The organism is Sulfurifustis variabilis (genome assembly GCF_002355415.1).
GTDB lineage: Bacteria > Pseudomonadota > Gammaproteobacteria > Acidiferrobacterales > Sulfurifustaceae > Sulfurifustis > Sulfurifustis variabilis.
This window is the reverse complement of sequence record NZ_AP014936.1, coordinates 1,758,076-1,781,741: the sequence shown is the minus strand read 5'-3', so window position 1 is coordinate 1,781,741 and position 23,666 is coordinate 1,758,076. Positions and strand designations below refer to the sequence as shown.

Sequence of the window (23,666 nt, the reverse complement as noted above, 5' to 3'; positions counted from 1 at the left end):
CCCTCTAACAGAGAGTGCACCGCCCCGCCGTCGCCTTAGCCGTCCGCACACCGCGGGAATCGCCGTGATCCGCGCCGCGTCCTGGACGCTCACGGCGGTCGTCGCGATCCTGTCGCTCCTCGCCGTCTTCCTGATCCTGCTCGACTGGAAGACGCCGTGGTTCAAGGGTCCGATCGCGGCATACCTCGGTGCGCAACTCGGCCGCGAGGTGACGCTGACCGACGACCTGGATCTCGACCTGCGGGGAACGACGCGCGTGCGCGCCGGCGATGTCCGGATCGCGAACGCCGACTGGGCCTCCGAGCAACCGATGCTCGTGCTCGGCGCGCTGGAGGCCTCGCTCGACCTCGTGGCGCTGCTGCGCGGCGAGACCCGATTGCCGCGCGTCGCCTTGAGCGAGCCGCGTGTCCTGGTCGAGCGCAGGCAGGACGGGACGTTGAACTGGGACCTCGGAAAGGACGAGGAGGAACAAGGCCCTCCCCCGGCGATCGAGGAGATCAAGGTCACCGACGGCCACGCGATCTATCGGGATGCGGCTCTCGAGCAGTCCGTCCAGCTCAGCATCGCGGAGCTGACGGGGCATCTCGGCCCGGAGGGCGAGCTGGAGCTGCAGGGCACGGGACGTTTCGAGGACCAGCCCCTGGCCGTTCGCGTTCAAGCGGCCCAGGAGACGACGTCGGGCAACGACGACTGGCGCGTGCAGGCGGAAATCGAGCTCGGGGAGTCGCGGTTGTCGGCGAGCGGCACGGTGGCGAAGCCGGACGTGCAGCTCGCGTTTCGCGGGCCCGATCTCGCCGCGCTCAACGATCTTCCGGTCGTCGATTTCCCGCACACGGCGCCGGTCGAGGTCGCCGCGAGACTCACGCGCGATCGCGGCCATTGGCTGTTCGACGGCATCGAGGCGCAGATCGGCCCGCAAAAGGTGCGCGGCGACCTGCGGATCGATGCCGACCAGGTGCCGATCATGATCTATGCGACGCTGCACACGGACCGCCTGCACCTGCCCGACCGGCCGAAACCGAAGCCCGCGCCGGAGCGGCGGCTGATACCGGCGGTTCCGATCGAAACCGCGGTGCTCCACAAGCTCAACCTCCAGGCGGACCTGAGCGTCGGGCGCCTGGAAGCGAGCCCGGCCCCGCCGGTGCGCGACATCACGCTGGCCGTGCGCCTCGATCGCGGCAGATTGACGGTCGACCCGTTGAAGGCCAGCGTCGCGGGAGGCACGTTGCAGGGGAGCCTCGTTCTCGATGGACGGGAACGCATGCCCTCCTCGTCCCTTCAGCTCGACATCCGGGATCTGCGGCTCGACCGCGCCGTTCCCGCGGAGTATCTGTCCGGGAGACTGAGCGGGCGCATCGACCTCCGCGGACGCGGGCGCACGCTGGCCGATCTCCTCGAGTCGTCGGACGGCCAGCTCCTTTTCGTGGTGCGCGGCGGCGAGATACAGGCGGCGCTGGTGGAGCTCATGGGCCTCGACCTGGGCGAATGGCTCATGGCGAAGGGCGCCGAGGCCGGCGGCACGCCGATACGCTGCGGCTTCATCGCCTTCAACGCCGACGACGGCATCTGGACGGCGCACCCGTTCGTTGTGGACACGCGCGACTCGATACTCATCGTCGACGGTCACATCGATCTGCCGCAGGAGCGGCTCAATCTCACGCTGCGCGCTCACCCCAAGGATGCCAGCGTGCTCGCCGCACGCGCGCCGATCCGCGTCACCGGTCCGCTGCGCAAACCGTCCGTGCAGCCGGACGCCGGAAAGCTCGCGGCCAAGGGTGCCGCGGCACTCGCTCTGGGCGCGCTGCTGTCGCCCTTCGCCGCGCTTATCCCGCTGAGCGAACCCGGAACTGCCGCGAATCCGGACTGCGACTCGCTGCTGCAGGGCGCCCTGCCGTCCAGGAAACCACGCCCCGCCGGGAAGAAACCATGACCGACTCCCGACTGCGAACGAGCCTCTCCCCGTCCGTGACCAGCCGGCGCGCGCAACGGCCGCCGCGGCCGTCACCGCCTCCGCCGAAACCGGGGCCGCCCGGCCAGCCGCCGCGGCCCGCGCCCGAGACGCCTCCCCCGGGCGTGCCGCCCGAGCCGCCCGACCGTCCCTCGCCGGTGCCTCCGGGTCCCGGCGTTCCGCCCGGCCCGATCGAGCCCCCGATGAAGTGAACGGGAGATCGGGAGGTCGGGAGAGGGATGATGAAAACGAACGTGAGGTCGGGAGGTCGGGAGAGGGGACATGGTCACACGCCCTCACGCCCTCACGCACTCACGCACTCACGCTCTCACGCTCTCACGCTCTCACGCCTTCGCGCCCTTCCGTTCCAGATCGAGTTCGACGACCGCCTTCAGCGGCAGATGATCGGAGGCGATGCGCGCGAGCCGCGAGCGGTGCACCGCGAGCGAGACGAAGTTCCGCCGGGGCGCGACCCAGATCCGGTCGAGCGCCATGACGGGCAGGAACGCCGGAAACGTGTTCAGCGCCGGAAGGCGGCCGAGGCGCGCGTGCATCCAGCGCAGGGAGGTGCGCCAGGGGAACCACTCGTTGAAGTCGCTCAGCACGATGACCGGCTCGTCGCGATGCGCCGCCACGGCCTCGAGCAGCAGCTTGGTCTGATAGCTGCGTTCCCTCGACCCGAGGCCCAGGTGCGTGACGAGCACGCGCAGCGCCTGCCCGTGCACGTCGATGTCCACGTCGAGGATTCCGCGCGGCTCCCGGTCCGGCACGCTCACGTCGAAGGTGCGGACCTCGCGGATGAGGTGGCGCGTGAGCAGCGCGTTGCCGTAGTGGCTGTCGGGCCGCAGCACGGTGCTGCCCGCGACGGCGTAGAAGCCGGTCTCCTCCGCGAGGTAGTTGAGCTGATGGATGTCGAGCGAGCCTCCGAAGCGCGACTCGACCTCCTGAAGGCCGATCACGTCCGTGTCGAGCTCCTCGATCACGCGCGCGACCCGCTCGGGATCGTGGCGCCCGTCCTGCCCGATGCAGCGGTGGATGTTGTAGGAGGCCGCGGTGCAGCGCATACGGCCGTTCAGAAGATCGCCGATCGCGGCGGCCGCGCGTCGCTCGCGTGCTCACGGGCTATCGGGAGGCGCGCCCGTTCCGCTCCCGGGCGGCCTCCGCCGGGATACGTCCGGATGCCGGCGCTCGCCCTAGCCGGATTCCGGACGCCCGCCCTTGGCATCGCGTTCCTGCTTCTCCCAGCTCTCGCGGCAACCGAGGCTGCAGAAGTACAGCACGTAGTCGCGCCCTTCCGCGCTCTGCGCGGCGGAGCGCGGGATCTCGCGACGGCACATCGCGCAGGAGACCTGCGGCATCTCGCGCGGCATGTCGGCCGGTGGTTGCGTCATCAGAAGGCCCCCTTGGCGCCGCGCTGCATGATCGCGAGGATCGTGTCCCGCACGCCGACGGCTTCCTCGTAGAGATCCGGCGGCAGCGGTTTGCCGCCGTGGATCATCATGTCCATGTTGAGCGTGTAGAGCCAGAGCTTCCCGTCCGGCTCCTCGAGCAGCGTCACGCGGCACGGAAGATAGGCCGAGAAGGCCGCGTCGTAGTCGATCATGCGCTTGGCGGTGAGCGCGTTGCAGAACATGTAGATCTTGACGAAGCGGTACGGTTCGCCGCTGCTCGCCTCGACCTGCTTGTAGAGCGGCAGCTCGCCGACGTCGAGAATGTTGCGCTCGATCGCCGCGCTCTTCATGGCTTCCTCGACGTCCTCGGGCGTGAGGCCCTCGTCCACGGCGATCTTCCAGACGGTGGCCTGCGCGGCGCTCCCCGTCTCGATCAGGATGTCCGCCATCTCCTCGTAAACGACGCGCGCCTTCGGGTCGAAGTCCTTCATGCGCTCCTCGACGTCGGCGAGACGGGCGCCGCCGACGAGGAGCAGCGCGAGCGCCGCAGCACCGATCGATGCGAGAACATTTCTAAAAAAGATCATGAGCGCTCCATCCCGGCCGACCAACGGTTAGACTGGCTTTCCCCCCGGCAGTGCTCGCGCCGTTTGCACGGTTTTGCGCGAGAAGCGCTCGACTACAATGGCCTGCCCTTCCCCGGGACAATCGATCATGCCGACTCATTCCCCTCTTTCGGCGGGTGCCGAACGCGAGCGCCTCGTGCGCGCCGCGGCCGACCAGCTGCGCTCGGACGGCTGGCTCGAAGTACGCGCCAGCGGCTGCGCGGGATTCCGCAGGCCGCAAGCGCTGGTCGTACCCGTATTGCAGGTGCCGCTCCAGCCCGACCTGTGCGCGAGCCATCCGCGGCGCCGCGGGCCGTTGCTCGGCGTCGTGGCGACGAGCCGGGACATCGGCGAGGCCTCGCTGCGGCGTCGCTGCGAGGCGCTCGCCGCGTGGGCGCGCGAGCACGGCGGAGAGTTCGTGGTGTTCGTGCCCGCGCACGACGAGGCTCGGGCCCGTGCGGCCGTCACCGCACGCTGGCACCTCGATCCAATGGTGTTGCGTGCACTGCGATCGCCTCCGCCGCCGACGCCCGCGCCGGGAGCCGCTCAACCCCGCCACCTTTGAACGCCCGCCCGCGCCGTCCGCATCGTCGCGACGGCGCGGGCCGGCGGATCAACGAGAGGCCGCGGCCCCGCCGTCGCGCGGGATGACCAGGCGGAACGTCGTGCCGTTCCCCGCCTGCGTCTCCACGTCGACGCGGCCGCCGTGCGCCTCGACGATCTGCCTGACGATCGCCAGGCCGAGCCCGACGCCGCCGCGGCGCTGCGGGTTCGTATGGTGCTTGTCGAAGATCTTGTCGCGGAGATCCTCGGGAATGCCCGGTCCGTTGTCGCGGACCCAGCATTCGGCGTCCGACGCGTCCGCGCGCGCGCCGATCGTCACTTCCCCCCGCGGCGCGTAGTCGATGGCGTTCGAGATGAGGTTCTGAAACACGCGCTCGAGCAGCGCCGGGTCGGCGTCGACCGAGATGTCCCGCGGGACGTCGTCGATCACGCGCGTCTCCGAGCTGCGGGCGAGCGGCTCCAGCGTCTTGACGGCGTGCTCGACGATCGCGCGAAGCTCGCTCGGCCGGCGCTTCACCTCGACATTCGCGTCCGTCCGGATGTTCGCCTCTTCCTGCATCACCTTCACGATCAGCGCCTGCATGCGCTGGATGTTCCGCCGCACCGCCGTCAGCATGGCCCGGGCGCGTTCGCTCACGGGACGGCCCTCGAGCTCCTTCTCGATCACCGCCGTGCCCTGGTAGATCGCGCTGAGCGGCGACCGCAGGTCGTGCACGATGAACGACAGGTGCTCCTCGCGCCGCCGGCGCTCGTCCTGGTCGCGCTGCTGGATGTAGGCCTGCACGCTGGCGCTCACCGACGTGTCGATGAAGCAGTTCACGGTCGCGCACGCCGGGCCGACCAGTATCAGGTCGTGATGCTCGGTGAGAGCAAAGATGCATTCCCGCAGGTAGCGGTACTCCTCCACCACCTCGGAGAGCTCGAAGCCGGCCGCGAGCCGATGACGGCCGTGCTCGAACGGGCTGCGCAGCGACTCGGCCGGGACCGCGCCGGGCTTGTCCAGCTCGCGCGCCATCTCGTCGACGAGGAGCGGGAGGTGATCGAGCAGCCAGGGGGTCTTCAGCTCGCGCGCCTTCGGCAGGCGCCGGGCCTTGCGCTCCCATTCGCGGAGCAGCCAGTCCCGCTCGTCACGGAGCAGCCGCGCGAGGTCGTCCCGTTGCGCGATTTGCGTCGAGGCCATCGCGCTCAGAATAACGGCCCCCGGAGGCAACCCCAACCGCTATCCAACCGCGACTACTCCACGGTTTTTTCCGCGCCGAATTGCTGTCGGAGGGTCATCACCTGTCCGCGGCCGGCCACGCGTTTACGGGTTGATGTCCAGGCAAACGCGGGGAGGCGGTCGGTGAAGCAGTCGCTGCTTTAATTCGAGCCCGAGTGAGGGCTGGCGTCTTGAAATGGGCGGTCAGCGACCCAGCGGAGTCACATGACGGCCAGTGGAGTTCTGCCTTTCGGGACTACTTGCAGTCCTGATCGGTCTGCGGCTGCGGTTGGTCGATCTTGATGGGTTCCGCCGCAAACGAGCCGAAAGACAGCAGGAGGATCGTGGCAAAAAGAAATGCGCGCATCGTGAGTTCGTTTTTATGTTCCCCGAACCCGAATATCTTCCTCCCCCGGCTCCCCCGTCAATCCGTTTCCTCCGAACGGCACAGTATCCACGGGACGAGTAGTGTCAACTTTGTCGACAACTACCGACCAACCTGAAGCGAAACCAACGTGTTGCGCCCGAGCGAGGAAACGTAGCTGCGGCTTACCGTTTGTCGGGAAGTCTTCGTGCTCTCTCAGGCGGGGACTATCGCACATAGCGGTCTAATGAAGAACGCCTACGGGCTTGAAGCTCGCCCCCGCAGGTGCATCAGGCAACAACGACTCGAGGCGACCGCCAGTGATCAGGTTGTGCGGCGCAAGCAAGTAATAGTTGCCATCGTAGAACCGCTGCGAGACGGCCAGATTTCCCTCGGCATCCACGGCCCACGAACCGAGAGCGTTCACACGCCAGCCGAAATTCAGTTCACCGACGCCGGCATAATCGGTAACCGATGCGGAGCAGTGCAACTTCCAGAGGTCATTCGGGCCCGCCGGATACGTCGCAAGATTCGAACGTGGGCCCAGCACATCGATTATCGGTTCTGCAGACGACAGGATCTGAATGCCGTCCTTGTGTACTTCGGTGACCATCCCTCCCGCGCTGTTCCGCTCCGTAGTGGTGTCCACTCCCCAGTAGGTGTAGGCGTACGTGTCGTAACGCAAGTCAAGGTAATAGGTTATCTCCTTGTGGTCGTATGTAGCGCTACTGATTGCGCTGAAGGTGTCTGGACTCCAGGTAGTGACAAGGTGCCCCCCGGTTGTCAGCACCGGAATCTCTTGACCGCCATCCAGAACCAGGGTCTCGCGATGGTTTGAGAGGCGAGTCGTTCCGCCCGACTCCTGGTCGCTACCGTGCCGGTCGGGCTCATGATCGTGGATGACGGTCACCTGGGTTTCAGTCTCGCTTTCGCTGTCGAGCCGCAGAATGGCAAAGACCTCCCGTTCGTCTTTGTAATCGACAGCAAGAATATATTGCCCGGCGGAGTGAGCGATCTGGCGTGCCGACCCGGCCCCGAACTCATCGTAGCTCTGAGTGCACTGCGTTTGGCCGCTGAAGCCCGGCAGGTTTCCGAGATCTTCGAAAACGGCACGGCCATCTTGTATCACGAGTTTCAGACGCTTCAGGTGTATCGACATCGGGTCGGACGTGTCCCACCACTTCCGCATCGTCTGCGCCTCGGTTCCGGGGCCATTGAAAAACCAGGGGACATCGGCCGGAAGCGTAATGCGCGTCCCCTCGGCATTGTTGTCCAGCCGCCCGATTTCCTCCCACCCCGCAGGCACGTCTTCTGATTGGAGCGCGTCGGAATTGCTACTCCGGTTCGGCCGACGGTATACGACGTCCGCATGACCATCTTGAGTGACCGCGACGATCCAATCCTTGCCCTCGGCATCGGAATACACCGCCGCGCCCAATACCGCCTTGGGGGCCACGGCATGAATCCTTCCAGCCCGGAATATCTGAGGCGAGAATTCCGACGAGTAGGTTTTGCTCCAGAAGTCGTCGACATCCGGGAAATAGCGGCTGCTTGGACCGACCCACGAAAGCACTTTGGTGGGCTTCCCGTCGACGTACCATCCCTTCCAGTCCACGGTGCCTGCCTCTAACCCGATCTCCTCGCTCACACGCCATGCGTCACCCAATCGCTGCACCATCCGCCTTCCCGGCACTTCGTCGGTCGGAAGATAATTCGGTGTTACGAGGAAGCCCGTCACCGGCTGCATTGTCCCAACGGCAATCGCGTCGTCTTCACTGCCTAAACGGCCACGGAATACGATCCGGTATTTCACTTCACGCGCGTCTGCGGGAATCGCGATCGGGAACAAGTAACTCGCGCGCGAAACGCGATCGGGCCGGACATCGTCCCCCGCCACCATGTCAACCTGAGCCGGCTCTCCGAAACGCCGTGTTCCGGTCGTATCCGTGTACTCGTACACAAGTACGAGTACACCCGGTCGGTCCTGGCTGTCCCGCGCACGCAGCACTTCGTTCTCCCACTCCGGGTAACGATCCAGGTCAATGGTATTTCTAATTCGTAGCCGCAGGCCGTCACTCGTGAAGCTGACATCTTCCGGCTCAAGTCGCCCGCGAAAAAAGTAATCGATCAGACCGGCGCTGTACGCCACCGCCCGGGGGATAAGGAGGCTCGCCTGGTCGTCGTAGTTGTAGCGGTTGAGGGTATAGCGCGAGGGCCAGGTCTTTTCTTCCAGAAACTGATCCCAGACTCCGTACGTAGTTAGTGCAATGCAGCCTGGATCGCTCGCAGACACACAGCTGCGGCTTCCGCCGGAATAAAACGAATCGGCGACGCTGCCCAGGAGGAGTTCCACTTTCGCGTTGGATTCGTCGTCGAGGGGCCTGCCCTCCCAATTCACCGTCAATGTTCGGCGTGGGTAGGAAGGGTGGTTGTTCGAGGGGTAGTCGTACAGGGCGCTGTCGGAGGCATCAAGATTCCTTCCGGCCGAGAAGAAGCCGCGATTGCTGTAGTCGGCAAGGCCCTGTCGTTTGTGGATGTCGCTGTCTTTGTGGCGCGTGGTGAAGAAGGAGATATAGTCGGTGAAGCGTGGAACGGGGTAGCCGTCGGGCGCATCAAGCCCCGTACCAATGTAGTCGAGGGGCGTGGCAGTGAAGCTCTGTCCTTTCGGCGTTCCGTAGATCGCGGCAAGGGCGCGCGTTTCAATGTATGCCTCGAAGACGCTCTTGTGGCCGCTCACCGCTTCCCCGATGGGACCGCCGATGCCGGCATGGGGGTCGTTTCGGGTGTGTTGCGGTTGGGCCATGTCCTGGATCAGGTGCACGATGTCACCGAGCGCCCGGAATGTTGTGGCCCAGTACTTGTTGCGTTCTTCCTGGGTCTTCGCGATCGCCTGGCCTTCTCTATCCCTACCGGTCAGCGCGCGATACATTGCTTCCCGCGCATCAAAGACCGTGAAGTGGTTGCGCCGGCCAGGTTCGGGGGTGTGAGGTTGGCTGAAGATATCTTTCGCTCCGACGGCCCAATCGGGGGCCTTCTTGCCGAGCACGGCTCCCACGTTCAGCGGCCAGTCGTGCGCCGGATCGTAAAAATGATTAAGCACTCGATTGTCGGCAAGCTTGCTGCCCGTGTTGTAAGGATCATCGAGCGGCTGGCCGTTGGTGGGATTCAAGACATCGTCTTCGCGAATGGCACCGCGGAGGAGCCAGCCGGGAAGGGAGAGCGACTTGACCTCATTGGGCATTTTGCCATCGGAAGACTCAAATGGGTCCGCGTATCGAATTCTGACTTCGAACCCTGCAAAATCGTAATATGCCGTTTCAAACGGTTCGTCCGTTAGTGGGTTTTCTACTTTCAAGCCGAGGTCTTGCAGAATCGAACCATCTTGGGCAAGTACAGACTGCAAGTAAGCGTGGTATGTAAGACGTCCATGAGTAGCGAGTTCGTAGGCATGAGCTGAAACAGCGAGGCTTAAACCAAGTGAACCAACGAGGATACGAACACCCCTCATGGGAAGTGCTCCCGAAAATACGGGTCATTCTTAATAGCCTGTTCGATCTCTCGCGCTGTCAGTTCACGCGGAGGGCGTGACCAAGCATAGAGTGCACGACGGCGTATGAATTGAAGCAACTCCTTGTCTTTATCCATTGTTGCGATACTACGTGCCTCCTCATAGAGCGTCTTGTAGACAGGCACGAGCGGCTTTTCATTGTCAGCACCGTAGCAGCCAACCACTCCAGAAAGTCGTGCAAGGTACTTCAACCTCTCCTCCCTGCCCCCGATGAAAGGTGCCAGATACTGGACCTTCCCTCCCTCTGAAGCACCAGACCACTCGTAACCCGGTTGATATGCGTCGACTTGGATGTACTTGTACCGAATCCGCCGATGCCGGGGCTCTTCGTCGAACACGGGGAAGCGGTAACGGCCCTCCTCGTCGGTGGTGGCGCTCTCGACGTGATAACAAACGCTTTGGCCGTCGGCGGGGAAGACCGGCATGTGACCGCGCCAGCGGGCGATGACGATGGCGCCGGGGATGGGTCTGTTCGTTCCCTGCTCCAGGACTCTGCCTTCCACCGGTTCTCGGGGAGGCGCGCTGGAGGTCGCACAGCCGTTCAGCGGCAAGACCCCGGCGAGGAATAATACGGCCATGATGATGGTGCATCGATTCATAAGGCACTCCTGACGTCGCGTGCCCGCGACACTTTCTCGTCGTCGCTGCGCTCGATCAAGATGACCCGCAGGCTGTCGCTGGCAGTCTGCCTTTCGTTCTGCCAGTCAGCCGGCCGCTTCGAGTCGATTGTTTTCTTCATACGCGCGCCTCGATGTACTCCTTAGCGAGAGTGTGATCCCCGGTCAAGAATGCCGAACACTGTCCTCGGATACGTCGAACCCGGCGTAATAAAAATCGAGTACGCGCTGACCACGTAGCAGCCCATGCGCGAGCTTCGCACAGGCGAGCCCTTACATCCCCTCGATGCGCCAAACACCATCTTCGCCTCTCAGGAAATATATTAGGAAGGCAACGGATTTGCCGTTTACGTCGCGAACCAGGACGTATTCGGCGATTTCCTCCCCGATCGCGCCTTCCTTGAGTGTGCCGAGCTGATCGACGATCGTCGGAAGGTCGGGTGCGAGCACGTCGAAAACAGCGCGGTATTTCTCCCGAGCAGCACCGGAAATCGTTTTGAGCGCACCGTCGATATCACGGACCCCCAGGCGGTTGAGCATGCTCGCGTAGATGGAACGCAGCAGTTCATCCTGTTCTTCAATGTCCTTGATCAGAACGGGTACGGTCCGCACGTGCTTGTTCCCGGTGGAGTCCGTGACGGTAAAGGTCGCTTGATATACGCCCGGTTCTTCATAGAGCGACGCGATACCGACATTCGGGTTGGTGGTGGCAAAATCAGTCTTCCCGTCCCCATCGAAGTCGGCTTCGATTCGTTGTATGCCGCTGTCACCGCTGATCGAGAACCGAACTCGGACCGGAGCAAACTCGCTGTTCTCGCTGATGACAGGGAAGGAGCGAATGCGCTGGTTGTCGCTGTCCGCGACGAGCGCACTGCCCCCGGCGTCGATGGCCAAGCCCATTGGAAAAGCGAAACGCGCAAGCCTCGGCGGTCCACCGTCGCCGTCATACCCGTACTCGCCGGTCCCGGCGATCGTTGTGATCGTCTCGTCCGGCGCTATGCGACGAATCACACTGTTGTCCGTGTCGGCCACGTAGAGCGCACCATCCGGGCCGAAGGCAAGCCCGGATGGAAAGTCGAATTGAGCTTCGACGGCCGGTCCCCCATCCCCCGAATAACCCGGAGAGCCGGAGCCTGCGAAGGTCGTGACGATTCCGTCGAGATCGATGCGCCGAATACGCCGATTGTTGCTGTCGGCAATGTAAAGAGAACCTTTCGAGTCAAAGGCAAGATCCCAAATGCTGGTGAAACTCGCTTCGGTCGCCAAGCCTCCGTCACCGGAATAGTCGTAAGTCCTGTTGCCCGCGATCGTCGTAATCGTTCCGTCGGGCGTCACTCTGCGAATGCGGGGATAGTCATCCTCGGCGATGTACAAACTGCCGTCCGGACCGACAGCGACTGACAGCGGGAAAACGAGCGTGGCCTCCGTGGCCGGGCCGCCATCTCCTGCATCCGTCGACTGGCCACCTCCTGCCACCGTGTAAATGCGGCCATCGGGGTCCACACGGCGAACGCAGCCGGCCGTGTAATCCACCACGTAGAGAGTCGTGCGCGCCGGATCCATCGCCAGATCAGTGATAAACGCGAACTCAACCTCCGTGGCGAGCCCGCCATTGCCTTCCGTGCAGAGATTCCTGCCGGGTTCCGGCTCCGATCCGGACGGCGGTGTCCGGACCCCAGCATACGTGGTAATCACGCCATCCGTCGTCACGCGACGCACGCGCGTGTAATCCGCGATGTAGAGCTCGCCGCTTGCACCGATGGCGATCGCGCTCGGGTAGAACAGCGAAGACTGGGTCGCCGGTTGCCCGTCGGCTCCGAAGCCCGCAATACCGTTTCCGGCCACCGTATGGATCGCCGGCGCCTGGCTCGGTGCCCGTTCCACGTCGTAAACTGCGGCATCACGGTAGAGCGTGATGGTCTCCTGTCCTAGCAAACCATCCTCAGTGCTCGCCGTGATCGCGATCTGGTTTTCCCCCGGGCTCAGGTCCACCTCGACGAAAAACTGGTTTCCCTGGGTATACGCCACTTTCCCATCGACGATGACGCCGGTGTTGGGTGGTCCTTGAAAGGTACCGATAAGGAATACGGAACCGCCCTCTATCCGATCACCGTTCTTCACGTTCGTAACGGCTACTGTGCTCGTACGGTAGGTCAACCGAAGGAGTTGGCTCGTTGAATTGCCCGCGGGATCCTGCGCCGTAAGCGTGAACCGGTTCTCCCCTGGCTGGACAGTGACCGCAAACACGAAGTTGGCGCCTCCCATGCTCAGCAACCCGCCGTCGGATGCCAGGAGCAGAACATTCGCCGTCTGATCGTCCACTTGACCGGAGATCACCGCCTGCGCATTCGTCAGGGTGGACCCGTCCGGCGGCAAGACAGAGAGGAACTTCGGTGGAATCGTATCGATCGTGAAGAGCGTCGACGTCCACTGCGAGGAATGCCCGAAGACGTCATTTACCCGCGCGGTAAGATCGTTCTCCCCTTCCGGCAGGCGTTCATCCGGCGTATATCGCGCCATGGCGCCGGAAAGAACGAAGCGGTCGCTGATATCAATACCGTTCAACCATGCCTCCATCGCCAGCGAGCTGAGGTAGGCATCGACCGGCAGGCAGGGTACATCATTACACGCCGCGCCTATTTCGAGCTCCAATGTCGGGCGGGGGTCAGCCGTAGTGGTTCCATTCTCGGGACGAACAAGGCGAAGTGTAGGCGCAAGCGTAAAGGGTGGAACGCCGAGCGCTTCGATTTTCTTCTCAACACCAACCAGCGCGACGAACTCGCCATTTCCCGTAAAGCGACCGAGCATCCTCTTGCCGCCAATCCACAGACTAAGACTGATCGGCTCGAAGACGATTACCCGCGCCTCATCGATGCCGCTGGGAGTCAGATCTACCATCCTGATCGGCGCGCCGGCGCGATCGTAGAGCCACAAGCGGCCTTTCGTGAGCAGCCAGAGTGTGCCGAAGACGGGATGCACGGCGATGGACCGGACGTCTCCTTCAAATTGTTCATGACCGGAAACCGGCACCGGTTGCGGCCCGATGTCGAGTTTGTTCGTATCGAGTGCATACAAGTGTTTGTGTCCGGCGATCCAGACGATCCCCCCTAACCCATCGACCGCCAGGAACGCCGGATCCTTGATGGCGGGATGAAGATCGACAGACTCCCGCACGACGCCGTTTCCGTCGATCAGCAGCAGCTGTTTCTGCGTAAGCACCCAGAGGCTTTCATCGGGATCGAGAGCGATGTCGAGGATGCGTTCGGGTGCTTGCCATTGGAGTCCGCGCTTGCCGCCGACAACGTGTGACAAGAGCTTTCCCGCGGCGACCCACACTGAGTCATCGTAAGGATCGATGGCGAGGCGACCGCCTTCGCCGGCTTCGACGCCAAGTACAGAAAGATCAATCTCCTCCACCGCCTTGCCGGTGTTGTCGTACCGGATCAGTTCTTTTTTGAGCAATACCCAAGTGGAATTGCCGGCGATGGCCAGGGCCTCGGGCTTGTGCGAAAGACTTCCAAGCGGTTCGGCTTGGTTGGATTCCGTGTCTATACGGACCAGCGCATGATGGTCGGCTACCCACAGGAACCCGCCCGCCTCGGCCCCGCTTGCTGGAACCGTGGCGAACAGCACGAGAAGGGCGAGGACGACAAGAGGAATCGGCGAGCGAGTGTGTGTCCGTACGGTACGGGGACAGGGCTTGCCAGGCGAGCCTTCCCGACGCATCGAGCGGTTTTCCAAATCCGCTGCCTCCCTTGCTGGTCTCGAGGCGCAACGGAAGCGCCCGCGAGTTCTTGGTTGTTGGTCGGCCTTGTTCCTTTGGCCGCGGCGGTGACTCTATGAAGTCACCCGATTTTCGTCAAGGTTTTTGTTTGCAGCAGATACGATGCGATTTGTGAGTCCGAGGTACCGTATTTGGGCGGATAAGCGCGCGGCAGGACGCTCTCGGTTTTCGTGGCCGGAGCATTGAAGCGACACAATGCAGGTAACGATGATATTTAATAAGAACCATGAGGCGAGTTTCCTTGAACGTGCCCAACCTTCTCGCGGTGGCCAGCGCCCTTTCGGTCGCGGCTATCGTACAGCCGTCGTTCGCCGATCCAGGGAAGGACCCGATCTATGCCGCCGATTGGCGGGTAAACGCAAAACCTTCCGTGCGGGACCGCCACTTCGATAAGAAGGCGGTTGCCCTGTTTCTCGACAACTTCCGCGGCGTCTACCTTGAAGACACGGAGCTCGCCGAGCCGCCGGCACGACCGGAGCAGGTAGGCGAATTCCAATGGGAAGACATCGACAAGGACGGCGTTTACGAGTTGTTCGTCACCTTTGCCGAATCGCGCGCGTTCTACAGCGGGCCGATCGTTTACAAGGCGCATGGAACCAGGAAGGAAGTCCTCCAGGCGATCCCCGGATGGCCTCGGGACAGCCTCGGCGCGGCGTTGCAGGACCTCGATAAGGATGGGACGCCCGAGTTGCTCGTCTCGCAATATCTCACTTTCTACCGCGGCGCCATAACGAGCGACATCTGGACGGCCGTTTTTCGCTGGAACGGACAACGGTTCGAAGACGCCAGCACGTATTACAAGGACTATTACCTCAAGACGCTCCTGCCTCCGCTCGAGGAGCGCATCCGGATGATTTCATCCGAGACCGGCAGCGAGCGCGCGGACCGCGAGCTGCGTCTCGCAATGCAGATCGCAGTGCGCGACAGGATTCTGCGCTTCACCGGGCAGGACGCGCGAGCCGGCATAGACCGTGCGCGCGAATGGGCGAAGAGCCCGGACCGCGAGCTGAGAGCGCTTGCGGTCGATGTCTTCAAGGACGCCGGCCGAAATGCTTACCGCGCCGACCTGGAGATGCTCGCTTCGGACGCCGACCCCTATGTGGCGGACCACGCGAAGCGAGCCTTGGGTATACCGGTATCGTAGCGATTCCGCGCAAGTCCTCGCTGTCTCAGTCCCAGGGGCGCGTCCGTCGGCCACCCGGCTTTCGCGCTCCCGGGCATCCGGTTGGCCGCATAAGGGGAACTACCGGTAAGGGAGCGAAAACTCCTTTCCTCTGCCCCGACACTTCCCCAGTTGTCCCGCGAGCCCCTGGCGCCCAAGCTTTTCCCGATTCAGGTCACGGGAGACGACCATGAGGTCACTTCTCTTTGCAGGCTTGTTCCTGACCGCCGTTGCCGTTCCGGCCGCGGACGACCGGCCTCCGGAAGGCGCGCGGCCGCTTTCCAAGATGGTCGCGAAAGTCGAGAACGAGAAGAACGTCGCCTACGTCACCGAGGCGAAGTACGACGATGGCGTGTACAAGATCCGCTTCGTGACGAAGGACGGGAAGGTCGGGAAGGTCAACATCGACCCGATGACGGGCGCGCCGAAGAAGAAGGACAAGAAGAACTAGCGCGGCGACAGTTCCGGCTCACGGTTCCCGGTCGTGTTTGCCGCCACGCCGGGTGTCACCCGCTCGTCTGTGTTGATTCATGTCTGCGTCCTGACCCACGCCCGCAGCATTTCGGCGACGCTCCACGCCTGCGAGACGCATCCCCGCGGCGCGTACGGCTCCTCGGCGTCGAAGATCTCGCTGATCGATCCGATGCAGGCGTCGTCGAGGTGAGGCAGCAAGCCTTCGAGACAACGCCGGGCGCCGTCGCGATCGTCCGGGCGGACGGCGAGCCAGGCGTCAACGAACGGGCCGATGAGCCAGGCCCACACGGTGCCCTGGTGGTAGGCGGCGTCGCGGGCGCGCAGGTCGCCGAAGTAGCGGGCTTTGTAGCCCGGTTGATCGGGGGCGAGCGAGCGGAGCCCGACCGGCGTGAGCAGGCGTTCGCGGACGACGTCGAGCACGGGCGCCCAGCGCTCGCGGGCGAGGACGGGATGGCGCAGGGTGAACGCGAAGAGCTGGTTCGGGCGGCAGGCCGTGTCGTCGCCGCGCTCGCCGTCGACGACGTCGTAGAGATAGCCGCCCTGCGCATACCAGAAGCGCGCGTTGAACGCGCGCCGGGCACGCGCGGCGTGCTCCTCCAGCGCGGCCGCCTCTTCCGTCCGCGCCTCGTCGCGCAACCATCCGGCGAGCAGCCGCAGCGCGTTGTACCAGAGGGCGTTGATCTCGACGGCCTTGCCGCGCCGCGGCGTCACGACCCAGTCCTCGACCTTCGCGTCCATCCAGGTGAGCTGGTAGCCCTCCGCGCCCTGCCGCAGCAGGCCGTCGTTCCGGTCGACGCCGATCCCGAACCGGGTCCCGGCGAGGTGCTGCCCGACGATGTCGACGAGCGTCGGGAGGAGCCGGCGCAGCGTGCCGCGATCATCGGTGTGGGCGAGGTAGCGGTCGAGCGCCTGGAAGAACCACAGCGTGGCGTCGGCGGTGTGGTACAGCCCCTCCTCCTCGCCTTCCGGGAACATGTTCGGGATGAGCCCGTCGCGCACGTAATGCTGGAAGGTGCGCAGGATCCATCCCGCTTCCGTGTGCCGTCCGGTCACCAGGGTCAGCCCCTCGAGGCTGATCATCGTGTCCCGGCCCCAGTCGCCGAACCAGTGATAGCCGGCGATCACCGAGCGCACCTGGTCGCCTTCGGCGTTCGCGCGGATCGCGTCGCGGACGCGCCCGGCGGGCGCGACGAGGAACTGGTCGGCGGCGAGCACCAGCGACGCGACCGGCGAGCTCCTGACCCGCGCGTCCGCGAGCTCGAGCAGCCGCCGGCGGCGGTCCTGCTCGTAGCGGTGGGCCTCGTCCGGCGAGAGCGCCGACATCGCGTTCCACGGCTCGCTCGACGCGATGAGCGCCGCCTCCTGTCCGCGGGCGAGATCGATCGCGAACCAGCCGGGGCTCCACAGCATCCGGCGCGGCTCGTACCCGCGCTCGGCCTCGATCGCGAGATACACCTCCCGGCGCATCCCGCCGTCGACCACGAAGCGCGGATCGTCGCCGCGAAGCAGCAGGCGCAACGCCGGGAAATCGGGCTCGGCGTTGATCTCGTAGCGGTTGTCGAAGACCCTGAGGCTGTAACCGCGCGCGGGATCGGGCCGGGAGGGGTTGTCGGTCGAGCGGAAGTGGATCCAGGGCCGCACGGTGAGCCGCACCGGTCCGTCGGCGTCGATCACGCGATAGGCGACGTAGACCGTGTTCTGGCCGTGCGGCATGCAGACGCGCCGCTCGAGGGTCGCGACCGGCGTGTCGAAGCGCCACACGGGCAGGCCGGTCTCCAGACGGAACTCCTTCAGGTGCGCGGGCTCGGGCAGCGCCCCCTTCCCGCCGAAGATCGCCGCCTGGTCGATCAGCGGGTGGGCGTCGTCGCCCGCGCGCACCTGCTCGGAGAGCTGCTTCAGCATCAGGAGCCGCCCGAGCGGCGCCGGCAGCGCCGCCGTGAGAAAACCGTGATAGGCGCGCGTGTGCACGCCGGCGATCGTGCCCGAGGCATAGCCGCCGAGCCCGTTGGTGACGAGCCATTCGCGCGACAGGAGGTCTTCCGCCTTCCAGCCCGAGTCCGGACGGCGGAAGACGTGCGGTGCGTCGCTCATTCCCGCGGCTCCGGATCTCCGGGCCCGAGCGCGATGGCGGCGTGCCCGGGGAGCCACCAGTTCTCCTCGCCGTCGGGGTGCGGGGTGCCGCGGCCGCCGTACTTCGGATGCTCGCTCGACCACAGCACGCGCCAGCGTTTGCCCGCGGGCGGCGCGAGCAGCGGCTCCGGCGCCGGGCGCAGGTGCAGGTCGAGCCCCAGGTTCACGAGCAGCAGGCGGTCGTCGCCGTCGAAGCCGAAGTAGCGCAGCACGAAGGCCTCCGGGCCGAGCACGGCGCCGTCGAGCTCGCGCACGCGGGTGCGCCCGAAGACGGGGTCGCTGTTGCGCAGCGCCAGCAGGTCGCAGTGCAGCGCGTAGGCCTCGCGGTGGGTGTGGCGCTCGGTGTGGTCGAGCTTGGAGCGCACGAAGGTCTGCGGATCGGCGGGATCCGGGAGAGTGTGCTGCATCTCCGGCGTGGCGAGGCTCGGGAATTGCGCGAGGAATTGCGCGCGGCCCTCGTCGACGAGCCGCGCCAGCCCCTCGCGGTGATCGGCGAAGTAATAGAACGGCGTCGACGCCGCGAACTCCTGCCCCTGGAACAGCATGGGCGTCTGCGGCGCGAGCAGGAGCAGCGCGGTCATGGCGCGGTAGCGGCCGGGGGTGGTGTGCATGTGGCAGCGTACGCCGCGCCCCGAGTTAGCGACCTGGTCGTGGTTGTCGAGGAAGGTGACGAAGCGCCACGGGTCGAGCCCGTACGTCGGGCTGCCGCGCCGCTGCCGCTGCCACTCGTAGCGCTGCCCCTGGTAGAGGAACCCCCACTTGGCGGCCGAGACGAACTCCTGCGGCGAGCCGCGGTAGTCGCTGTAGTACGCCTCGTTGCGCCCGGTGAGCGCGACCAGCGCCGTGTGGTGGAAGTCGTCGTTCCAGAGCGCGCCCACGCCGAATCCGCCGCGCTCGCGCGCCGCGACGACCTTCGTGTCCTGCGGCTCGTTCTCGGCGACGGCGTAGATCATCCGCCCCTCTCCCGCCTCCTCCGCGCGTCGCGTCATCGCGGCGAGGATGTGCTCGGGCGAGGCGTCGAAGATCTGCTGCGTGGCGTCGAAGCGGTAGCCGTCGAGGTGGAACTCCCGGATCCAGTACTCGACGTTCGCCAGGAAAAACTCGCGCACCGGGCCGCTGTTCGGGCCGTCGAAGTTCGGCGCCTCGCCCCATTCGCTCTTGTGGCGCGCGGACACGTAATCGGCCGAGTACGCGTTAAGGTAGTTGCCGTCGGGACCGAAGTGGTTGTAGACCACGTCGAGAATCACGCCGAGCCCCAGGCGATGGGCGGCGTCGACGAACCGCCGGAGATCGTCGGGCTCGCCGTAGAGCCGGGTCGGCGCGTAGAAGTCCACGCCGTCGTAGCCCCAGCCGAAGCGCCCGGTGAAGTCGGCGACCGGGAGCAGCTCGACCACCGAGATGCCGGTCGCCCTGAGCGCGGGCAGCTCCGCGGTCGCCGCCGCGAAGGTGCCTTCGTGCGTGAACGTGCCGACGTGCATCTCGTAGAGCACCTGCCCCTCGACCGGGACGCCGCGCCACGCGCGATCGGTCCACTCGAACGCGGACGGGTCGACGACCTGCGAGGAGCCGTGCGGGCCGTCGGGCTGGAAGCGCGAGGCCGGATCGGGATACAGCCGCTCGTCGTCGTCCAGGCGAAAGCGGTAGCGCGCACCGGCGCGCGCCTCGCGCACGTGATCGGAAAAGTAACCGCCGGTCTCCGCGGCCAGCGGAAAGGCACGGGGCTCCTCCCCCGGGCCCTCGAGCACGACCGCGACGCGCCGGCGCAGCGGCGCCCACACGCGGAAGTGCACGCCGCCGCCCGGAACGGGCTCGGCGCCGACGGGCAGGCGCCGATGCGCGCCTGCGGGCAGGGACGTCACGGCCATGCGCTGACGCTTCCTCAGTCGAGGTCCAGGTCCACGACGACGCCGAGATGGTCGGAAAGCCGCGGCGGCGTCGCGCGGCCGCCGCCGACGAGGTCGATCGCGCGCAGCCGCGCGGAAAGTGGTTCGTTGACGTAGACGTAGTCGATGCGCATGGACGGCGCATCGGATTCAAAGGTGTAGCCCGGATCGCGCGGGCGCAGCGCCTGCCACGCGTCGGTCCACCCCTCCTCGAGGAAGCGGGCGTGGAGCGGGTCCTCGGGCGTCAGGTTGAAATCGCCGAGCACGAGCGCGGGCCCCCTCACCCTCAGGAACGGCAGGGCCTCGCGGACGTTGTCGGCGACCTGCTCGGGGACCCAGGAGAAATGGACGTTGTACAGGCAGAGGTCGCCGGCGTGCGCGCGCAGCACGATGCGGCGGTCCGGGTCCTCGGTGCCCGCGCGCAGCCCGAGCATCCGCGGCTCGATCTGCGCCAGCGCGCCGCGGGAGAGCAGGGCCAGGCCCTTGCTGCCCTGTACGTTTTCGGCGGCCGGTTCGAAGGCGACGTATTCGTAGCCGGGCACCTCGCGGGCAAGCTCGTCGGCCTGGCTGTCCCCCGCGACCGTGCGCCACACGGCCTGCAGCGCGACGACGTCGGGCTGCAGCGCGCGAAGCGCGTCGATCACGAGCGCCCGCCGCGCGGGCCACGGCCCGTGCCGCGTACCCAGATAACTCAGGTTGAGCGTGACCGCCCGAAACATGGCGTCCTTGCGCTGTCCTTGCCACGACCCCGAAGCGGGTGAACGGACACCCGCCGCCGGAGGGTCGATGATTCACGATAACCAGCCGCATCCCCGCCGACAATAAGGGGTCCTCCGCGCTCGCGCGTCATGAACGCGCCCGCGCGACCGGGCGGCCCGCGACCGCTTCGAAGGCGGCGCGCCAGTCGCGCGCGAACCGTTCGATCGCGAACCGCTCGCGCGCCGCGCGGCGTGCGCCTTCGCCGAGCCGGTGCGCTTCCGCCGGATCGGCGAGCAGCCCGGCCATCCGTTCGGTCAGCCAGTCGAGGTCGTTGTGCACGTAGCCCGACACCCCGTTCTCGACGGTGGTCGACATCTCCGTGGTCGCGAGCCCCACCACCGGCATGCCGAGCATCATCGCCTCGCAGACGGCGAGCCCGAGGCTCGTGTAGCGGATCGGATTGAAGAAGAAGCGGTAGCGCGATGCGAAGGCGCACAGCCCGTCGTGCCGTATTTCGCCGATGCCTCCGGGGCTCTCCTCGGCGCCCATCCCCACCAGATCGAGCGGGACATCGCGGCGCACCCGCGCGTAGACGTCCTCGCCGAGGCGGCGTCCGCGCCGGGCGAGATGATTGATCACGACGATGCCGCGCGCGAGCTCGCCGGTATGGCGCACGTCCGGCGGCACCGTCACGCCGTGCGGAATCACGCACACCGGCGTGCGCCGGCTGTTCCACATCAGGGCGTTGAAATGGGTGACGTGCACCAGCAACGTGGCGGGATCGTCGACCCAGTGCGGCTGCGCGAACGGCGACTCGCGCGGCGGATCGTGCTCGAGATAGATCTTCGGCAGCCGCTGCTGGGCGGGCGTCAGGATCTCGTACTGGTCTTTCTCGTAATGGTCGCGGGACTGGAACAGCACGGCGTCGAACGACTGGCGCGGGAGGTCCGACACGGGCATGTCATGGACGTTCGCGCCCCACGGGAAATGACCGTGGCGCCCGAGGTATCCCGGCGGCCGCCCCGGTTTCGAGAGCACGTACAGCTCCACCGGCGCGTGACTGAGGTAATAGAGGTAGCTGCCGTGGATATGCCACGTGAGAACCTTCAACCGGGGCATGGCGTCAGCCCGTCATCGTCCGGGAAACGGTCCGGACGGTCGAAGGATCGGGCCCGAGCAGCGCCTGTGCCTCCCGCCATACGTCCATCAGCCCGACGCCGTTGGCGCAGGGATGTCCGATCGGGCATTCCCGGTACTCGCAGGGGCGACACCCGACGGGCACGTACACCGCCCGGTGGCGCGCGTCGTCGGCCGGGGCCCAGCGTTGCGGCGACGATCCGGTGTACACCACGACGCTCGGAACGCGCAGCGCCTCCGCGATGTGCGATATGCCCGTGTCGTTGCAGACCAGCAGGCGCGCTCCCGTGAGCAGCGCGGCCAGGACGCCGAGCGGCGTGCGGCCCGCGAGGTTCACGCAGCCCGTGTGCATCGCGCGCGCGACCGCGCCCGTCAGCTCGCGCTCCTGCTCGGTGCCGGTGAGGACGATCCGGAGCCCGCTCGCGGCGATCAGGTCGGCCACCGCCGCGAACCGTTCGGGCGCCCAGCGGCGTGCGGGGGCGCGCGCGCCGGCATGCACGCACGCGTACTCGCCCGGCCGCAACCCGTACGCCGCGCGGAGCGCGGCCCCATCGCGCCATTCGCCGGGCAGGATCGGAAAATCGAGCTCCCTCCCCCGCTCGGGTATGCCGAGGAACGACATGAGCGCCAGGAGCCGGCGGACCTCGCTCAGATCGTCGGGATAGCGCAGGAAGCGTTCCGGCTCCGGCGCGCGTCCGCCGGGCCGGAAGAACCCCGCCAGCCTGCGGGCGCCCATCTCCTCGACGATCGCGTTGGAGCGCTCGCCGTCGCCGTGCAGCTGGATCGCGAGGTCGAAGCGCGCGGCACGCGCACGGGCGTAGAATGCCTCGGTCTCGGGCGCGGTGGCGCTTCGCTCGGGCAGGCCCGAACCGCCCGGAAACGCGAGAAAGTCGTCGACGTCGCGGGCGAAACGGCTCGCGAACGCGCCCGCCCACGGCAGGCCGATGAGCGTGATGCGGGCGCGCGGCAGCGCGGCCCGCAGGGCGCGCAGCGCCGGGACCGCGCACAGCATGTCGCCGAGCTGCAGCGCCCGGAAGACCGCGACGCGCTCGGGCAGCGTCGGTCCCAGGCGATGGCCGGGCGACAACGCCGCCGCCGTGTCGCCCGCCAGTGCATCCTGTGAAGTTCGGGCCATATATCAAAAGACTCCCTGGTAAACCGAGCACGAGCGGCACACCTCGGGCGGCGTGTCCCCGTCCAGGCCCGCGCGAAAGGCCTCGTAGGGCGCGGAACGCCACACGGTCTCGATGCCCTGGTCGGCCATGTTCCCGAAGTTGATGCGATCCGGCGTGGAGACCATGCAGCACGGCATGGCCTCGCCGCGGTAACTTATATAAGGACCGCGCCAGGGCCACTCGCAGCGCCGTGCCCCGGGGGCGGGCCCTTCCGCCCGCGGCCGCGCCCGCGGCAGCCGCAGGTCCACCCCGAGCGCCAGGGCGCGCTCGCGCGCGCGGCCGAACCACGCGTCGATCCGCTCCACCGGGACGCCGAGCAGGCTCTCGTCGTCGACGAAGTGGCGCATCGGCCGGTACTCCGCGGGCAAGCTCTCCTCCGCGAAGTCGTGGCACAAATGCTGGACGAAGACCCGTCGCACCCCGTACCGGTGCGCCAGCTCCACCAGCCCCGGCAGCTCCTCGAGGTTGCGGCGCATGACCACGGCGACGATCCGGACTTCGGGCGCCGAGGCCTTGCACGCCTCGCGCGCGCGTTGCAGCCACTCCAGGTGGCGCAGCACCCGCGCGAAGCGCGACCGCACCCGGATCGCCTCGTAGGTCGCCGCGGTCGCTCCGTCGATGGAGACATGCAACTCGTGCAGTCCGCTTTCCACGCACAGCCGCGCGCGCCGCTCGGACAGGAGCGTGAGGTTGGTGTTCGTGGACACGCGCACGCCGCGGGCGGCCGCGTAGCGCACCATCTCGAAGAACTGCGGATGCATCAGCGGCTCGCCCATGCCTTGCAGGTGCAAGGACCGAAGGTCCGGGAGCTGGTCGATCAGGCGCCGGAAGGTGGCGAGCGGCATGAACGCGAGCGGACCGTGGGGCGGGCCGTCCCGGCGGAACTGGATCGGACACATGCGGCAGCGCAGGTTGCACTGTCCCACGGGCTCGATCTGCGCGAAGGCGATGGGCGGCGCCATGTGTT

Annotated in this window: 17 protein-coding genes; 4 read left to right on the top strand and 13 right to left on the bottom strand. The window is 66.2% G+C overall.

All coding sequences use genetic code 11. From position 1 onward, the window contains the following. The first annotated feature begins 64 nt into the window (after positions 1-64). Positions 65-1,930: an AsmA family protein gene (locus SVA_RS08560; protein ID WP_096460832.1), complete on the top strand. Its 1,866-nt coding sequence runs from the start codon at positions 65-67 to the stop codon at positions 1,928-1,930. A 362-nt stretch (positions 1,931-2,292) separates the two neighbouring features. On the opposite strand, the gene SVA_RS08555 is transcribed toward SVA_RS08560, so the two are convergent. The 3 genes from SVA_RS08555 to SVA_RS08545 form a co-directional block, all read right to left on the bottom strand. Then, positions 2,293-3,012: an endonuclease/exonuclease/phosphatase family protein gene (locus SVA_RS08555; RefSeq protein ID WP_096460831.1), complete on the bottom strand. Its 720-nt coding sequence runs from the start codon at positions 3,010-3,012 to the stop codon at positions 2,293-2,295. A 129-nt stretch (positions 3,013-3,141) separates the two neighbouring features. Continuing rightward, a complete protein-coding gene (locus SVA_RS08550) occupies positions 3,142-3,339 on the bottom strand; it encodes a DUF3330 domain-containing protein (protein ID WP_096460830.1) in 198 nt (65 codons plus the stop codon). After that, a complete protein-coding gene (locus tag SVA_RS08545) occupies positions 3,339-3,926 on the bottom strand; it encodes a DUF302 domain-containing protein (RefSeq protein WP_096460829.1) in 588 nt (195 codons plus the stop codon). Before SVA_RS08545 ends, SVA_RS08550 begins: the two co-directional genes overlap by 1 nt. Positions 3,927-4,053: 127 nt before the next feature. Between SVA_RS08545 and SVA_RS08540 the strand changes: the two genes are divergently transcribed. Then, positions 4,054-4,509 carry a hypothetical protein gene (locus SVA_RS08540; protein WP_096460828.1) on the top strand — a complete coding sequence of 152 codons (456 nt, stop codon included), beginning with the start codon at positions 4,054-4,056 and terminating at the stop codon, positions 4,507-4,509. Positions 4,510-4,557: 48 nt separating this feature from the next. Here the strand turns inward: SVA_RS08540 and SVA_RS08535 are convergent, their stop codons facing one another. The 4 genes from SVA_RS08535 to SVA_RS08520 form a co-directional block, all read right to left on the bottom strand. Further along, positions 4,558-5,688, bottom strand: a complete 1,131-nt coding sequence (locus SVA_RS08535; RefSeq protein ID WP_096460827.1) for a sensor histidine kinase — start codon at positions 5,686-5,688, stop codon at positions 4,558-4,560. 626 nt (positions 5,689-6,314) lie between these two features. After that, positions 6,315-9,425, bottom strand: a complete 3,111-nt coding sequence (locus tag SVA_RS08530) for a phospholipase C/P1 nuclease family protein (RefSeq protein WP_148665420.1) — start codon at positions 9,423-9,425, stop codon at positions 6,315-6,317. Between the two features lie 149 nt (positions 9,426-9,574). After that, a complete protein-coding gene (locus tag SVA_RS08525; RefSeq protein WP_096460825.1) occupies positions 9,575-10,237 on the bottom strand; it encodes a carboxypeptidase-like regulatory domain-containing protein in 663 nt (220 codons plus the stop codon). A gap of 291 nt (positions 10,238-10,528) precedes the next feature. After that, positions 10,529-13,888, bottom strand: a complete 3,360-nt coding sequence (locus tag SVA_RS08520; protein ID WP_169924028.1) for an NHL domain-containing protein — start codon at positions 13,886-13,888, stop codon at positions 10,529-10,531. A 392-nt stretch (positions 13,889-14,280) separates the two neighbouring features. On the opposite strand from SVA_RS08520, the gene SVA_RS08515 reads away from it, so the two are divergent. Both SVA_RS08515 and SVA_RS08510 read left to right on the top strand, forming a co-directional pair. Then, positions 14,281-15,183, top strand: coding sequence for an FG-GAP repeat domain-containing protein (locus SVA_RS08515; RefSeq protein WP_096460823.1), 903 nt, complete (start codon positions 14,281-14,283; stop codon positions 15,181-15,183). Positions 15,184-15,391: 208 nt separating this feature from the next. Beyond that, a complete protein-coding gene (locus SVA_RS08510) occupies positions 15,392-15,652 on the top strand; it encodes a PepSY domain-containing protein (protein ID WP_096460822.1) in 261 nt (86 codons plus the stop codon). Between the two features lie 77 nt (positions 15,653-15,729). On the opposite strand, the gene SVA_RS08505 is transcribed toward SVA_RS08510, so the two are convergent. The 6 genes from SVA_RS08505 to SVA_RS08480 form a co-directional block, all read right to left on the bottom strand. Then, positions 15,730-17,766, bottom strand: coding sequence for an amylo-alpha-1,6-glucosidase (locus tag SVA_RS08505; RefSeq protein WP_096460821.1), 2,037 nt, complete (start codon positions 17,764-17,766; stop codon positions 15,730-15,732). After that, positions 17,763-19,670, bottom strand: a complete 1,908-nt coding sequence (gene treZ / locus SVA_RS08500; protein ID WP_096460820.1) for a malto-oligosyltrehalose trehalohydrolase — start codon at positions 19,668-19,670, stop codon at positions 17,763-17,765. The genes SVA_RS08505 and treZ overlap by 4 nt, the downstream gene beginning before the upstream one ends. 14 nt (positions 19,671-19,684) lie before the next feature. After that, on the bottom strand, positions 19,685-20,407 hold the full coding sequence (locus SVA_RS08495; protein ID WP_096460819.1) for an endonuclease/exonuclease/phosphatase family protein: 723 nt from the start codon (positions 20,405-20,407) through the stop codon (positions 19,685-19,687). Between the two features lie 127 nt (positions 20,408-20,534). Then, positions 20,535-21,506, bottom strand: a complete 972-nt coding sequence (locus SVA_RS08490) for a glycosyltransferase (protein WP_096460818.1) — start codon at positions 21,504-21,506, stop codon at positions 20,535-20,537. 4 nt (positions 21,507-21,510) lie between these two features. Further along, positions 21,511-22,659: a glycosyltransferase family 9 protein gene (locus tag SVA_RS08485; RefSeq protein ID WP_096460817.1), complete on the bottom strand. Its 1,149-nt coding sequence runs from the start codon at positions 22,657-22,659 to the stop codon at positions 21,511-21,513. A gap of 3 nt (positions 22,660-22,662) precedes the next feature. Next, a complete protein-coding gene (locus tag SVA_RS08480) occupies positions 22,663-23,661 on the bottom strand; it encodes a radical SAM protein (protein WP_096460816.1) in 999 nt (332 codons plus the stop codon). Between the last annotated feature and the right edge of the window lie 5 nt (positions 23,662-23,666).